The organism is Aquimarina sp. ERC-38 (assembly GCF_026222555.1).
GTDB lineage: Bacteria > Bacteroidota > Bacteroidia > Flavobacteriales > Flavobacteriaceae > Aquimarina.
The window spans coordinates 2,533,712-2,551,502 of the sequence record NZ_CP098511.1 but is presented as its reverse complement, the minus strand read 5'-3'; the positions used below and the strand labels follow the sequence as shown (position 1 = coordinate 2,551,502).

Below are 17,791 nucleotides of genomic sequence, written 5' to 3'. Positions count from 1 at the left end.
TAAAACAACTTAAATATCGATATTAAAAAGACCGGCAGAAGCCGGTCTCTATAATGTTAAGCATCAATAATTACAGACTTATTAATCCAGGATAATAAATTCGCTTCGTCTGCTTAATTCGTACTGTTCTTGAGTACAGCGTGAACCATTACCGCATTCATTTACTAATTCTGTTTCACCATATCCTTTACCGGATAATCGATCTTTATCAATGCCCTGCGCTACAATAAAATTAATAGTCGCTTTTGCTCTCTGGTTAGATAACCATAGGTTATATGCATCATCTCCTCGGCTATCCGTATGAGATCTAACGTCAATTTTCATATTAGGATATTGCTTCATGATTTCAACCACTTTAGCCAGTTCAACCTTTGCATCTTCCCTAATATAATATTTATCAAAGTCAAAGTAAATAATATTAAGAGCAAGAATCTTAGATAAATCATCACCAATGGTAGCAGTCTTAACTGTTTTTTCAATGGCAATCGGTTGATTTAAAGTTTGTGTCTCTCCCGGCGTAGTTACTAATTTTTCATTGGTATTATACTCCTCTTTTTCTGCTCTTACAAAATAACTGGTAGAACAATCCAATCCTTCAAAAGAATAGCTGGCAGTATCATCCGTTATAACAGTTTCTACCACAACATTTTCGCTGTTTAAAAGAGAGACGGTAGCTCCGGATAATAAATCTCCGGTATCTGCATCCGTAATCAAACCTTCCATTGTAATTTGACAGAAGTTTTTTAAGTCTTCCAGTTGTAAAAAGCTATAAATATCATCGCTTCCTTTTCCTCCATCTCTATTAGATGAAAACAATCCTCGCTTAGTAGCTTCATCTACTACAAATGCAAAATCATCTTGTCGGCTATTTACTGGTTTTCCAATATTAACTACCAAGCCTTCTTCAGTTGTTGAAGGTTCAAGCGCAGTAACATAAATATCTAGTCCTCCTAATCCAAGATGCCCATCCGAAGCAAAATAAAGATCTCCGCTTTCACTTACAAAAGGAAAAGTATCTTTCCCCGGTGTATTGATTCTATTTCCTAAATTTTCAGGTTCTCCCAGACTTCCGTCGCTATTGATAGCAACTTTGTAAATATCCGAAAAACCTTCACCCCCGGGACGATCGGATGAAAAATACAAAAAACTTTCGTCCGGGCTTAAAGCTGGGTGAGCAGTAGAAAATTCATCACTATTAATATTCAGGTTTTGCGGAGTTGTCCAGCCTCCGTTTGCGTTCTTATAACTTCTGAAGATTTTTAGTTTGTTAGTTCCTTCCTGATCATTTTTGTACTGCCCGTTTGCATAATTATTACGGGTAAAATATAAGGTATTACCATCCTTTGTAAATATTCCCGAAGATTCATGGAATTTTGTATTGATAGTTCCATTCATTTCCCGATAGCCGGTTAATTCACCATTTTCTTCATTAAACTCTGCTATAAACAAGTCTAAAAAAGGCTGATTATTCCATTGATGCACCCGGCTATTGACAATAGAAGTATCTCTTGAGGAACTAAAAACCACTTGTTTCTTATTAAAACTTCCACCAAAGTCACTAAACTCAGTATTTAAGGCAATATTTTTGATTTCAAATCTACCGGATTGAAAATCAATTCTTTCCAGGTAATTTTGTTCTTTAGTAAACAATTGAGCGCGTTGATCATCTCCCTTCAATTCAGTAAATTTGATCATATATTTATCAGACTCTTCATACTTTCCTGCTGATTTCAAAGTTTGAGCATATCTGAAATAATACTCAGGTTCTACCTCACTAGGATACGAATCTACCAATTCTTTATACCACTTAGCCGCCTCTTCAAATTCGCTATTAAAATAATAACTATTTCCTAGATTTTTAAAAAGATCTGCACTACGGTACCCTTTATTTACTACTTTTAAGTACGTTTCCTGAGCATTGATATATTCATATTTGTCATATTGCTTTTTTGCCCTTTCCAGTCTTTTCTCCTGACCGGTAATCGTACTAAAAAATCCTGTAGTAAAAAAGATAAAATATAAAGAGTATTGTAAAATTTTCTTCATGTTGAGCTAATTGAAAGTATTAGTAAACGGTGTTGATTTAATAATTTAGAAGAATCGTGGAGTTAACATTCTATTGTATTTTCTAAATAGTTCAAAGCGAAGCATTACTTCATAACTCCCATCGTTAAATAAAGTATTACCTAATTCTGTCGTTTCTCTATCATATGCAAATCCAATCATCAAAGAATCCGAAATTTGGAATCCAGCCATGGCACTTAAAGCCGCACTCCATCGATAAGCAGCACCTAGAATTAAACGTTCATAAAACAGAAAGTTAGCGGAAACATCTACTTGAAGAGGAGCTCCTAAAACTAATTTACTAAGTAAAGCAGGCTTGAACTTTATCTGGTCGTTCAGGTGAAATACATAACCTGTGATCAAATAGTAATTGATACGTTCTTCAGCAAGAAAACTAATTCCATCACTATTGCTTGATAAGGAACTATCATCAAAATGATCAGTTTCTAAAACATTAGGGGCACTTAATCCAGCATAAAACTTATCCGTATGGTAGTATAGCCCTATCCCAACCTGAGGACTGGTTTTGTTATCAATATTATTAGCAAAAAACTGATCACCCTGATTAAACTGGCTTAAACTTTGCAAATCAATATTTAATAAATGTACTCCGGCTTTTAAACCAAAAGCTAACTTACCGGACTCTGAAGTCCTAATAGTATAAGAAAAATTAGCATCGATGTACGATTCGTTAACCGGACCAACTTCATCATTTACTACGCTTAAACCTAAACCGACTTTATTATTATCTCCGATAGGAGTATGCAAAGATACAGTTTGTGTACGGGGAGCGCCTTCTAATCCCACCCATTGACTTCGATGTAGGCCATTGATACTCATTACACCCCGACTACCTGCATATGCAGGGTTTACGCTAATAGTATTGTACATATATTGGGTATATTGCGCATCTTGCTGACTATAGGTTAAGATGGATACTAATAGTAGTCCGAAGGCTAAAATTATCTGTAGTTGTTTATTCATCAGTATTGTAAATTAAATTCAGGGAATAACAAATATAGGTTATTCTAAATAATTATTATCTGTTAATATATAGGTAACCAGCTCTAGACTTGATAGAACCCGGGTTAACCTGGTAATCCAGTGTATAATAATATGTTCCCGCAGGTAGATTTTCATCTTCTGCAATAGTTACTCTTCCATTACTTATTCCCTTAAAATTTTCAACTCCATCAGTTGCATAGCCATCTTCTTCAAAAACTAAGACTCCCCATCTGTTATAAATTCTTAATGTGTTATTTTCAAACTTCTCCAGTCCGGTGATAATAAACTCATCATTTTGCCCATCCCCGTTCGGACTAATACCAGTATAGATAAAAATATCGTCTTCTGGCACGAGTAGAGTAATAGTTATATCTTCAAAATCACCATCCGAATCATTATCAATATTAGTCGTATCACTTAGATCATCAGACATATCGCTAACATCAATCCCTAAAGGATCTTTTCCAATTACCGTAGCTTGGTTTTCAACTCTTCCTATTAATAAATCACTACTATTGATACGATAAGTTGCGGTAAAAGTTGTATTATCTAACTCTCCAGGTTCTAATCTCGCAATACGAAGTGCATCATCAATTTCAATTCCTTCTAATACATCTTCAAGCCTAATATCGGTTATAGGAACGCTTCCGTTATTACGAACGTTAAAGGTGTACGTAATCACATCTCCGGTATTAGGAATATTATCAGCTCCCAAGTCAAAACTACTTTCCTTTATTAATTCAAGATTAGCATCCGTTATACCCTGTAAAAAGGTAATAGTTAAATCCTCAAAATCCCCATCTCCGTCTAAATCATCATTATTTAAATCATCCGGATCGTCTGATAGATCGGTAACATCGTTTCCAGTGATATCCTGTCCAATTGCAGTTGCTTGATTCGTTACGCTATTATTTGTAATATCTAACTGTTGTATACTATAACGTCCACTAAAGGTAGTTGAGTCAATTTGTCCAGCTGCTAGTGTAATAGGCCCTCCGGTAATCGAACCGTTTGGTGCTACCAGAAGCGTATCTGAGATGGTTATATTATTTATCGCTACATTTCCATTATTTTCAATAGTAAAGGTATATACGATTTCATCACCAACATCTACCCGGTTATTAGCATTACTATCTTCATATATACCTGTTTTGATAAGCGCTAAATTTGGAGCCGGAATTGTAACATCCCTATAATCCAGATCTCCGGTTCCCGGATTGAAGTCATTATCCTCGTCACCAAAAGCAGTTTCCAGGTCAGTGGCATTACTTACTGTAGTACTGGTATTTCCACCATCATTCACTGTAGCTCCGTTGATTCCGGAGTCGTCATTGTCATCAAAAGCGTCGTCTAGTCCGTCATTATCCGTATCCGTACCAGATAAAGAATTAGTAGCACTTCCGTTTTCAAAAATATCTAAAATACTATCATTGTCACTATCATTGTCCAGGTAGTCCGGATCATCCGTACCATCCGTGTTTACAGGATCAATTCCCAGTACCGTACCGCTTTCGTAGTTATCATCCAGCCCATTATTGTTAGCATCGGTTATCCCAGTCCCCTGTCCCGACGGATCAATGTAACCACTAGAAGTTTGGCTTTCAATATTATCTGGTATCCCATCGTTGTCCGCATCAATATCCAGATGATCAGGAATACCATCGGTATCACTATCCCGTACGGTAATACCCGTTCCGGCAGTATCTGGAATACCATCGTCATTTGTAGTATCACCATCGTTATCATCGGCAAGACCATCATTATTTGTATCTGTTCCACCCACTTCTACTACATCAGTAATTCCATCATTATCACTATCCAAATCAAAGCTGTCCGGAATTCCATCTCCATCTGTATCCAAACAGAAGTTTAACTGGGTGAAACGGATTGAAGAACCGCCTACCTTACTAAATGAGTATTCCAACTGAATTCTTGATACCGCTACAGGAATATCGAATACAAGAGAACCCTGACCGTCATTTGCCGGATCATTGCCATCAATCTCCATATTAACAGTTGAGTTGAAAGTATTACCAGATTGATTAATTAAACTTCCTACGGTTACGAAATTAGTTGTTTCTAAGTCATAGACCGTACCATTTTCATCGTAAATCAAAACAGTAAAAATTTCCATATCGTCAAAATCCGTTAATTTAAACCGAACATTATAGATCGGACTGGAAAATTCAGTATTTAGAACTCCGCTTGGATCTGGAGTTCTTGCGGGATCTCCTCCAATTCGAATAGAAGGTCCTTGTAAACCAGCGTTATAACCTCTTACAAATCCTGATCCGCTTTCTGTATAGGTAATAGATAAACCATTGATGTTAACTATATTATCATTATCAACCCCATCTGTAGTATTAATATTAGAATTACCAATTTGACTATCATTGTTATCTGTAACCCCAATGGTATTTGCTATATCAGAATCTATACAATTTTCATCCGTATCTAGTATTCCATCATTATCATCATCTAAGTCTACGCTATCTACAACACCATCACCATCATTGTCATTGGGAATAATGATGATAGGTGAATCCCTATAATCCAGATCTCCGGTTCCCGGATTGAAGTCATCATCCTCGTCTCCAAAGGCAGTTTCCAGGTCAGTGGCATTACTTACTGTAGTACTGGTATTTCCACCATCATTCACTGTAGCTCCATTGATTCCGGAGTCGTCATTATCATCAAAAGCGTCATCTAATCCATCATTATCTGTATCCGTACCAGATAAAGAATTAGTAGTACTTCCGTTTTCAAAAATATCTAGAATACTATCATTGTCACTATCATCGTCCAGGTAGTCTGGATCATCCGTACCATCCGTATTTACAGGATCAATTCCCAGTACCGTACCGCTTTCGTAGTTATCATCCAGCCCATTATTGTTAACATCAGTTATCCCAGTCCCTTGTCCGGACGGATCAACGTAACCAACAGAAGTTTGGCTTTCTATATTATCTGGTATCCCATCGTTGTCCGCATCAATATCTAAATGATTTGGAATACCGTCGGTATCACTATCCCGTATGGTAATACCCGTTCCGGCAGTATCCGGAATACCATCGTCATTTGTAGTATCACCATCGTTATCATCGGCAAGACCGTCATTATTAGTATCTGTCCCACCTGCTTCTACTACATCAGTAATTCCATCATTATCACTATCCAAATCAAAACTGTCCGGTATCCCATCTCCATCTGAATCTAAACAGAAATTTAATTGAGTAAAACGGATTGAAGAACCGCCCGGTTGCGTAGTCTCATATTCTAAAAGAATTCTGGTTACTGCTGTTGGAATTCTGAATACTAAAGAACCTAAATTATCATTTGCAGGATCATCCACCAGCTCGGTAAAGACCATAGAAGTAAACGTATTACCGGTTTGACTAATAAAACTACCTACTGTGACCAGGTCTGTTGTAGCCAAATCATAAATATTTCCGTTTTCATCAAAAATACTTACCGTAAACTGTTCGCCATCATCAAAATCAGTTAGTTTAAACCGAACGTTATAAATGGGAACGGAAAGTTCCGTATCAAAACTCCCCATAGGATCTGGAGGAGTATCAGAAGGTGCTCCCCCAATCCGAATAGAAGGACCTTGAGGTCCGGCGTCATATCCTCTAACAAATGCACTACCGCTTTCTGTATAGGTGATAGAAACACCATCAAGCCTAATTATATTATCATTATCAACACCGTCTGTAAGATCAATATTAGAATTTTTAATACTACTATCATTTCTGTTAGAGATACCAATAGTGTTTGCAATATCAGAATTGATACAGTTTTCATCAGTATCTAATATTCCATCATTATCATCATCTAAGTCTACGCTATCTACAACACCATCACCATCATTATCGTTAGTATCTAAATCGTTTGTAGTATCTCTATAATTTAAATCACCTGTACCCGGATCAAAGTCATCATCTTCGTCACCAAAAGCGGTTTCTAACTCACCAATAGTAGTAACAGTGGTTTGAGTTATAGTTCCATCATTGACAGTTGCTCCCGTAATTCCGGAATCATCATTATTATCAAAGACATCGTCTAATCCGTCATTATCCGCATCGTTACCGGAAACCGTAGTTTCCACATCCCCATTTTCTATAATATCTAATAACCCGTCATTATCACTGTCTGCGTCTAAATAATCAGGTTCATCAGTTCCATCAGTATTTTCAGGATCTATTCCAAGAATTGTCCCGTTTTCATAATTATCATCCAGACCGTTGTTATTAGCATCGGTTATTCCTGTTCCCTGTCCGGACGGATCAATATAACCGTCAGAAGTCTGACCTTCTATATTATCAGGAATACCATCATTATCCGCATCAATATCTAAATGATCAGGAATACCGTCGGTATCACTATCCCGTACGGTAATACCCGTTCCGGCAGTATCCGGTATTCCATTATTATTAGTAGGATCACCATCTGCATCATCTGCTCTACCATCTCTATCTGCATCTGTGCCTCCGGCTTCTATTACATCCGGAATACCATCATTATCACTATCCAAGTCAAAACTATCAGCAATTCCATCACCATCCGTATCATTAACTGAAGTACAAGAACTAAAAAAGGTATTAAATAGAACTAGATCCAATCCGCCAATAGTTTCAGGAGTATCCGTAGGATAAGAGTTCCAATCAACAATATTAGCCGTATTAAAATCCGGTGGTAAAACGGAATAACCATAAAAAACACTTCCATTAGAAGTTATACCTAAATCTGCCAGGCTTACAAAAGCAATACCTACATTTTGATTTAATTTACCAGCAAATGGCCGAAATGTAGCATCCGTCGGTTCTTTTCTTAAAATCGTAAATTGTATACTATTGGTAGTAATTGCATAATCCGTTGTATTTATTACAACCGGCGGACCGTAAGAAGTAGGCTCTTCAGTAACCGGGTCTATATCCAGAATGGCAGCAACCGTAATGGTATTATTAGTTCCACGCTCTCCAAACAAAAAGAATTCTGAACTTGGGATACTAGATCGTATACCCGCAGCATATACTACATCAACCCTTTCAATATTGGAATTATTAGCTGATGATGAAACATTGTTAAATATGTTATCTGTTCCTACGTTAGTAAAACCTTGGGATACTAATTGTTCTAAAGAAGAAAACTCTTCAGAAAACAAGGTTCTACCCTGATCGGAATTAGTAGCTTGAGTCTCGTCATTTTGAGTCCATACAATATCATTACTACTACCTACGGTATTTCTACGTATAGATACCGTTCCCTGAGGTACTCCGGTTACAGATTCAATGCTTTTTCCGGAACCAAATTCCAGTCCGGTTAACCTTCTTCCTACACCTCTACCATAAAGTAATTCTACAGCCGAATTATTTGGAAACGGATTTTCACTGTTCGCCGTACTATTAGTGGAAACATTTGTTGGTACCTGAGTAATATCTGTAGTTTGAATCGTATTTACTACATCAGAATTATCAATTAATTCACACAGGCCTTCATCAATATCTAATATTCCATCATTATCATCGTCCTGATCTGTTGCATCAGGAACACCATCAAGATCGTTGTCATTAAAAGTTGTATCCGTTGTATTACAAATACCGTCAAAATCATCATCGGTCCCATCATTGTCCACCAAGTTATCTGCCATAGGCCCAAAACCATCAGTTCCTACTGAACAGTCATCGCATCCGTCACTATCCGCATCCGCACAAACATTAGGATCCAAAGGATCTGTATCAGTTCCGTCCGCTATACCGTCGTTATCACTGTCAGTATCCCTGAAATCCACATCTCCATCTACATTAGGTTCATCACCATCGGTATCCGGAAGTGTATTGGGTGCTCCGATAGTTCCTGATGGATCCGAATAATCATCTGTAGTTTCAGAATTGGCATCCAATCCGTTAATTCCTACATCTAAAGGATTTGAAAGTGTAATCCCAGCTTCTTCAGTATCAGATAAAGTATCGTTGTCGCTATCAGTATCCAGAAAATCCGGAAAAGAATCCGCATCTGTATTTTCCGGGGTTAAACCTGTAGGGCTAACATTTTCGTATACATCTGCTAAGCCGTTCATATTTGCATCGGCGGCACTATATGCTAAAAAAGGAGCATCTGTATTTTGAGCTTCCACAGTATCCGGAATACCATCATTGTCAGAATCCAAATCCAAATGATTTGGGACACCATCACCATCAAAATCATAGACATCAGGAATGCCATTGGCATCTGCATCCGTATAATCCGTAACAGATCCGTCACCAACTAGTCCGGAAGACATACTATCGGAGAAATTTGGGATTCCGTCACCATCTTCATCTCCAAATGGATCCAGGCTCGCTTCATATTCAACTTCGTCAAGAATACCATCATTATCATCATCAAGATCATCAAAATCAAGTATCATATCGTTATCCACATCCGAAGGATCCCTCCAATCCCGATCATTACCAGGACTAGCATCGTCAGGGAAATCGGTAGGAACTTGATTTAAATTATCGGATGCATCCGGATTAGAAGCTCCGCCATTTACAAGGTCAAAATTATCATCTAGACCGTCAAAATCAACATCGTTGCCACTAGCCGCAATTTCAGAAATATTATCACCATTTGTATCATAAGCCTCTACCGTATCCAGAAATCCGTCGTTATCACTATCCGGGTCTAAATAGTCCGGCAAGACATCCGATATGGTAAAAGTACCATCGGTATTTATAGGAGTAATACCTCCGGTTGGTTCATAAGCATCATCAAGACCATCCCCGTCACTATCCATATTACTTGGTGCTATATAGCCTGTTGTTAGCTGTGCCTCTATATTATCAATAATTCCATCATTGTCACTATCCAGGTCAAAAGCATTTGGGATATTATCACCGTCCAAATCAAATCTTCTTTCAATATTTCCATCTACATCTCCAATCATGTTATCCGTATCATCATCATCAATCAACGCTGGAATGCCATCCCCATCTCCATCTGCCGAAGGATCCTCACCCCCATTCTCCACGGTATCCAAAATTCCATCATCATCAGAATCAATATCCATATCATCTAGAACCGTATCTCCATCCCAATCAAAAGGGTCCGCTTGAAGTTCACAGGCAAATCCGTCATTGGTTCCTGAAGTTGCTGCGGTAAATACTCGAATAGCATTTATTTGATCTGTTGGTAAACCAGTTGCTGCCACTGCGTTTTCAATATCAGCAATACGATAGATATTTCCTGTATTGTTATTGAAGGCATAAAAATTACCTTCCCTATCTTGCCAGGCAGCTCCAAATCCTGCACCTGCACGGGGAACATCAAAATTTACTGCTCTTGTAATTACATTACCTGCTGTAGCATTAGTACTTACATCAATAATAATCAATTGATTTGTACGAATACCATATATAAAATCACCTAGATATGAATAATCGTTTGCTCTGGTAAACGCAGGAGTGGCGCCAGGGTTAGCGTTGTTAAGCGGGACGATACGTACACGACTGGGATCAGAAGCATCCACACTTGTTGTTGCAGTTGTTGATAGAGTAAGTCCGCTAACATCCACTAATAATACATTATTATCTCCTACCCTTCCTACAAAATTATTTTGAGCAAATAAATTGGTATTAAAGCCTCCCGTACCTCCGGGAACATTAATTAAACTAATAGAACCTACAAACTCAAAATTATTAGCTGGATCATATGCTCTCAACGTAAAATTATTTGTGGCTCCAGGTGGTCTTGAATATACTAACCGAGTATTAATATTGTATGCTGAGTTATTAGCCGATCCAGAAGCAGCACCTTCTAAAACTCCAATAGGAACATATTCATTAATAAAGGGATTATAACGTAAAACCCGTGCGTCGGTAGTTGCCTGACCTTCTGTTTGATATAAAGTAGTAACCACGCCACAGGTTTGAGCCTGTAATAAATTGCAAACAAATAAGAATAATAAAGATGAAAATAAATAGATTTTACGTGTAAAGTCAAAAGAAACGAGCGTATTTTTTTTCATAGTTTGAAGGTTGCGGATATTTTCAACTGAAAATAGATATAAACTTATTTTCATTTAATTCCCGGTAAATATCGTAATTGATTTTCTTATTTAACATATGTAGATATATTAATGCAATAATTTTCGACATAATACACAATTAATCGATATACAACTATGAATTTATACAATAATACCATAAATCTATATATTTTAACAGTAGTATATTATATTTTTTAAGCATTATCTTTGTGCCGGTTAAAAATTATCTATGAAATTTATTGATGAAATTAAACGAAGAAGAACTTTTGGTATTATTTCACATCCTGATGCCGGGAAAACTACATTAACAGAAAAGTTACTACTGTTCGGAGGAGCTATACAGGAAGCAGGGGCGGTTAAATCTAATAAAATCAAAAAAGGGGCTACCAGTGATTTTATGGAGATAGAGAGACAAAGAGGAATTTCCGTAGCTACTTCGGTTTTAGCCTTTGAATACAAGAATATAAAGATAAATATCTTAGATACTCCCGGACATAAAGACTTTGCGGAAGATACTTTCAGAACTCTGACCGCTGTGGATAGTGTAATTGTAGTTATTGATGTAGCTAAGGGAGTTGAGGAACAAACGGAAAAATTAGTTTCAGTTTGTAGAATGCGTAATATTCCAATCATTGTCTTTATCAACAAACTGGATCGTGAAGGTAAAGATGCATTTGAATTACTGGACGAGATTGAACAGAAACTTCAGCTTACCGTTACTCCTTTAAGTTTTCCTATTGGCATGGGGTACGACTTTAAGGGAATCTATAATATTTGGGAACAAAACATTAACTTGTTTAGTGGAAATAGTCGTAAGAATATTGAAGAAACTATAAAAATTGAAAATCTTCAGGATGAGAAAGTAAAAGGACTTATAGGAAGTATTGCGGCTAACACTTTACGTGAAGAAGTTGAATTAGTAGAGGGTATTTATCCTAAATTCGAACAAAAAAAATATGAAGAAGGAAACTTGCAACCAGTATTCTTTGGTTCAGCTTTAAATAATTTTGGGGTTCGGGAGTTATTAGATTGTTTTATTGAAATTGCACCGACACCCCGACCGAAAGAAAGTGATTCGCGCCTGGTAAAACCAGATGAAAAGGATTTTACCGGATTTGTTTTTAAAATTCATGCGAACATGGATCCAAAACATCGCGACCGCTTAGCTTTTATAAAAATAGTATCAGGTACCTTTGAGAGAAATGTACCTTATCTACATACCCGTCATAGAAAAAAGATAAAATTTTCCAGTCCCAATGCATTTTTTGCGGAAAAGAAAGAAATAGTAGATATCTCTTACCCTGGAGATATCGTAGGTTTACATGACACTGGTAATTTTAAAATTGGTGATACCCTTACGGAAGGGGAACAGTTATTGTATAAAGGAATTCCCAGTTTTTCTCCCGAACACTTTAGATACATTAACAACGCTGACCCTATGAAATCCAAGCAATTAGCTAAAGGTATTGATCAGTTAATGGATGAAGGAGTTGCACAACTCTTTACTCTGGAGCTAAACGGAAGAAAAGTTATAGGAACCGTAGGTGCGCTTCAATATGAAGTCATACAATATCGATTAGAACATGAGTACGGTGCGAAATGTACCTATGAAAATTTAAACGTGCATAAAGCTTGTTGGATTGAAGCGGAAGATAATGAAGAGTTTAAAGAATTTAAAAGGGTTAAAAATAAATTCTTAGCAAAGGATAAACGTGGTCAATTAGTGTTTCTTGCCGATTCCTCTTTTAGTCTTCAAATGACAGAACAAAAGTATACTTCTATTAAATTTCACTATACCTCGGAATTTTAAACTAAAAAAGCCGAATTTTTCAATTCGGCTTCTAATATTTTTTAAAAACTTATGCTTGACCCGTAGGACCAAAATTCATAGGAATTGGCGGTTGTTCATAATCTTTAATTTCTCCGTGAGCAGCTTCAAAACGAGTTACATTATCATGTAATGCTTTTAAAAATCTTTTGGCATGTTGAGGAGTTAAAATTATCCTGCTTTTTACCTTACTCTTTGGCCTACCAGGCATTACATTAATAAAATCCACAACAAATTCTGAGACGGAATGGTTGATAATAGCCAAGTTACTATACACCCCATCTGCCATAGCTTCATCTAATTCAATATTTAACTGATTATTGTTTTTAATATCCTTCTTTTGATCTGCCATGTTTTTTATTTAAAAAAGTTGTCTCGATATCTACTCTAGCCATAAGAATAGATAATCAAGACAACTTCGATATTCTATTAATTAAAATTAACTTCTTGCCTTTGTTCTACGCGTTCATCAAATTCCTCTTGAGAACCTACAATAATATTTTCGTAGTCCCTCATACCCGTACCAGCCGGAATTCTATGACCTACGATTACATTCTCTTTAAGCCCTTCTAATTTATCAACTTTACCACTTACCGCAGCTTCGTTTAATACCTTAGTAGTTTCCTGGAAAGAGGCTGCAGATATAAAGGATTTAGTCTGTAACGAAGCCCTTGTAATACCCTGAAGTATCGGAGTTGCCGTGGCGGTAGTTACATCTCTTGCCGTGACCAGATTTTTATCTTCTCTTCGTAAAATAGAATTTTCATCTCTTAAATCACGAAGTGAAATAATTTGTCCTGGTTTCAAGTTTTCACTATCCCCTGCATCTTCAACTACTTTCATTCCAAAAATAGCATCATTTTCTTCAATAAAGTCAGATTTATGAACTAGTTGATTTTCTAAGAAAATAGTATCTCCTGGATCTTGAATACGTACTTTACGCATCATTTGCCGTACTACGACTTCAAAGTGTTTATCATTAATCTTCACTCCTTGTAATCGGTAAACTTCTTGTACTTCATTTACCAAGTACTGTTGAACTGCAGAAGGCCCTTTAATTTTTAAAATATCTTCTGGGGTAATAGACCCGTCTGATAATGGCATTCCTGCACGGACATAATCATTTTCCTGTACTAAAATCTGATTAGAAAGTTTAACCAGGTACTTTTTGATCTCACCTATTCTTGATTCTACGATAATCTCTCTGTTACCCCTTTTGATTTTACCAAAAGATACAACTCCATCGATTTCTGATACTACCGCAGGATTTGAAGGATTACGTGCCTCAAATAATTCGGTTACTCTTGGCAGACCTCCGGTAATATCCCCGGCTTTAGCTGATTTTCTAGGAATTTTTACTAAAATTTTACCAACTTTGATCTTATCATTATCATCGACCATTAAATGGGCTCCAACAGGTAAATTGTAAGAACGTAGTACTTCATCACCTTTACCCATTACTAATAGCGTAGGGATTTTTTTCTTATCACGGGATTCTGAAATTACTTTCTCCTGGAAACCGGTTTGTTCATCAATTTCAACTTGATATGTAATTCCTTGTTCTACATTTTCATACTTTACCTTTCCGGCAAATTCCGAAATTATAACCCCATTATAAGGATCCCACTGACAAATAACCTGATCTTTCTTTAGCATGTCACCATCCTTGATGAATAACTGAGAACCGTAAGGTATTAAATTGGTACTAAGAACAATCTTAGTCTTCGGCTCAATTATTTTAATTTCAGAAGTTCGTGATATTACTACATCGTTCAGATTTCCTTCGCTATCCTCTCCTTTAACCGTTTTTAATTCTTCAATTTCCGCTTTACCGGCAAATTTGGAACGCAATTGGTTTTCTTCGGATATGTTACTGGCGATACCTCCTACGTGAAAAGTTCTTAAAGTAAGCTGTGTTCCGGGCTCTCCAATAGATTGTGCCGCAACAACTCCTACTGCTTCACCTCGTTGTACCGTTTTACCGGTTGCAAGGTTTCGACCATAGCATTTCACGCAAATACCTTTTTTAGCTTCGCAAGTCAATGCTGATCTTACTTCTACGGATTCAATCGCTGACTCTTCCACTTTTTTGGCGGCTAAATCTGAAATTTCCTGTCCGGCTTCAATAAGTACCTCTTGAGTTATAGGGTCAATGACATCCATTAAAGAAGTTCTACCTACAATTCGTGCACTTAATGATTCAATAACCTCTTCATTCTTTTTTAACGGAAAGACTTCCACACCTCTTAAGGTACCACAGTCTTCAACATTAACAATTACATCTTGCGCTACATCTACTAGTCGTCTTGTAAGATATCCAGCATCTGCCGTCTTTAAAGCAGTATCTGCCAAACCTTTACGGGCACCATGGGTTGAGATAAAGTATTCTAAAATAGAAAGACCTTCTTTAAAATTGGAAAGAATCGGATTTTCAATAATTTCTCCTCCGGCAGAATTCGATTTTTTCGGTTTTGCCATTAATCCACGCATACCCGTTAACTGTCGGATTTGTTCTTTGGATCCCCTTGCCCCCGAATCAAGCATCATATATACAGAATTGAATCCTTGTTGATCCTCACGGATACGCTTCATAGATAATTCTGTTAACTCTGCATTAGTAGAAGTCCATATGTCAATAACCTGGTTATATCGCTCATTATTTGTAATAAGCCCCATATTGTAGTTAGCTACAATATTATCTACCTGGCTATTTGCATCGGCAATCATGGTATGCTTTTCTTCAGGAATAATAATATCCCCTAAACTAAAAGATAATCCACCTCTAAAGGCGAAATTATATCCTAAAGTCTTAATTTCATCAAGAAATGCTGCGGTTTCCGGCACACTGGTTACTTTTAAAATATCCCCAATAATATCTCTTAAGGATTTTTTAGTCAGTACTTCATTAATATAACCTGCTTTTTCCGGAACTTTATCGTTAAATAATACTCTACCGGTTGTAGTCTCGATTATTTTTGATACCAGAGCTCCGTTTTCATCTAGGTCCTGTGTTTTAACTTTAATATTCGCGTTGATATGCAACTGCTTTTCATTATAGGCAATTACTACCTCTTCGGGTGAATAAAAAGTAAGACCTTCTCCTTTAATTTCTAGTTCCGGTGTGGATTTTCTGGATTTGGTCATATAGTATAAACCAAGAACCATATCCTGAGAAGGAACTGTTACTGGAGAACCGTTAGCCGGATTTAAAATATTATGAGAAGCTAGCATTAATAGTTGCGCTTCCAGAATTGCTTCCGGACCTAAAGGCAAATGTACCGCCATTTGATCCCCATCAAAATCCGCATTAAATGCAGTACATACCAATGGGTGAAGCTGAATTGCTTTTCCTTCAATTAATTTAGGTTGAAAAGCTTGAATTCCCAAACGGTGTAAAGTTGGCGCCCGGTTCAATAATACAGGATGTCCTTTTAATACATTTTCTAAAATATCCCAAACTACCGGTTCCTTTCTATCAATAATTTTTTTAGCTGACTTTACCGTCTTAACAATTCCTCTTTCAATCAATTTTCTGATGACAAAAGGTTTATATAATTCGGCAGCCATATTTTTAGGAAGACCACATTCGAATAATTTTAGTTCGGGTCCTACTACAATTACCGAACGAGCTGAATAATCCACTCGCTTACCTAATAGATTTTGACGGAAACGTCCTTGCTTCCCTTTTAAAGAATCGGAAAGTGATTTTAACGGACGATTCGAATCTGTTTTAACTGCAGAAGCTTTACGTGTATTATCAAACAATGAATCTACAGACTCCTGCAACATACGCTTCTCATTACGTAATATTACCTCCGGAGCTTTAATTTCCATTAATCGTTTTAAACGATTGTTTCTTATAATAACCCTTCTGTAAAGATCATTTAAATCCGAAGTAGCAAAACGTCCTCCGTCTAAAGGTACTAATGGTCTTAATTCCGGCGGAATTACAGGAATCACTTTTAAGATCATCCATTCCGGATTATTTTCACGGTTTTTATTAGCATCCCTAAGAGCTTCCACAACCTGTAGACGCTTTAACGCTTCTGTTTTACGTTGCTTTGAAGTTTCGTTATTAGCTTTATGCCTTAATTCGTAAGACAATTCATCAAGATCAATTCTACGCAAAATTTCGATAAGGCATTCCGCCCCCATTTTTGCGATAAATTTATTTGGGTCTGTATCTTCTAAATACAAATTTTCTTGTGGTAAGCTATCCAGAATGTTCAGATATTCTTCTTCCGTTAGAAAATCCATCTTTTTAACGGCTTCCCCTTCTTCATTCTTGGCAATACCAGGTTGAATTACTACGTATCTTTCGTAGTAAATAATCATATCCAGTTTCTTAGAAGGTAACCCTAATAAATATCCTATTTTATTGGGTAACGAACGGAAATACCAAATATGAGCTACAGGAACAACCAAATTGATATGTCCTACTCTATCCCTTCTTACCTTTTTTTCTGTTACTTCTACCCCACATCGATCACAAACAATTCCCTTATACCGGATACGCTTGTATTTACCGCAGGCACATTCAAAATCCTTTACAGGACCAAAAATACGCTCACAGAACAAACCATCCCGCTCCGGTTTATGTGTTCGATAGTTAATAGTTTCAGGTTTTAAAACCTCCCCCTGAGAAGCAGCCAATATTGACTCCGGAGAAGCTAAACCTATAGAAATTTTATCAAATTTCTTTACGGTATTTTTATCATTATTTCTAGCCATAATGCTCTAATCTAATCTTTAAAATTAACTGTAGGACTTTTTACGTCCCATGAAGAATTTTTAGCTCTATTTTATAACTATCTCCACTGTATAAATCAAGATAGTTTTAGTAGAGTTTTCCGCATGCGCGGAAA

6 protein-coding genes are annotated in these 17,791 nt (G+C 36.8%); 1 reads left to right on the top strand and 5 read right to left on the bottom strand.

Annotated features, from left to right (window positions below; all coding sequences use genetic code 11):
* Positions 1–81 precede the first annotated feature (81 nt).
* From NBT05_RS10585 to NBT05_RS10575, 3 genes are read right to left on the bottom strand one after another with little or no spacing between them, the layout of a single operon-like run.
* Positions 82–2,046, bottom strand: a complete 1,965-nt coding sequence (locus tag NBT05_RS10585) for an OmpA family protein (RefSeq protein ID WP_265769834.1) — start codon at positions 2,044–2,046, stop codon at positions 82–84.
* Between the two features lie 45 nt (positions 2,047–2,091).
* Positions 2,092–3,048: a type IX secretion system membrane protein PorP/SprF gene (locus tag NBT05_RS10580; protein ID WP_265769833.1), complete on the bottom strand. Its 957-nt coding sequence runs from the start codon at positions 3,046–3,048 to the stop codon at positions 2,092–2,094.
* Positions 3,049–3,103: 55 nt separating this feature from the next.
* Positions 3,104–11,077, bottom strand: coding sequence for a gliding motility-associated C-terminal domain-containing protein (locus NBT05_RS10575; protein WP_265769832.1), 7,974 nt, complete (start codon positions 11,075–11,077; stop codon positions 3,104–3,106).
* A gap of 250 nt (positions 11,078–11,327) precedes the next feature.
* Here NBT05_RS10575 and NBT05_RS10570 point away from each other — a divergent pair, with 250 nt between their 5' ends.
* Positions 11,328–12,908: a peptide chain release factor 3 gene (locus NBT05_RS10570; RefSeq protein ID WP_265769831.1), complete on the top strand. Its 1,581-nt coding sequence runs from the start codon at positions 11,328–11,330 to the stop codon at positions 12,906–12,908.
* A gap of 49 nt (positions 12,909–12,957) precedes the next feature.
* Here the strand turns inward: NBT05_RS10570 and NBT05_RS10565 are convergent, their stop codons facing one another.
* Positions 12,958–13,278, bottom strand: coding sequence for a DUF3467 domain-containing protein (locus NBT05_RS10565; protein ID WP_265769830.1), 321 nt, complete (start codon positions 13,276–13,278; stop codon positions 12,958–12,960).
* 77 nt (positions 13,279–13,355) lie between these two features.
* The gene (gene rpoC / locus NBT05_RS10560; protein ID WP_265769829.1) at positions 13,356–17,657 is read right to left on the bottom strand and encodes a DNA-directed RNA polymerase subunit beta'; all 4,302 of its coding nucleotides are present in this window, start codon (positions 17,655–17,657) and stop codon (positions 13,356–13,358) included.
* Positions 17,658–17,791 lie beyond the last annotated feature (134 nt).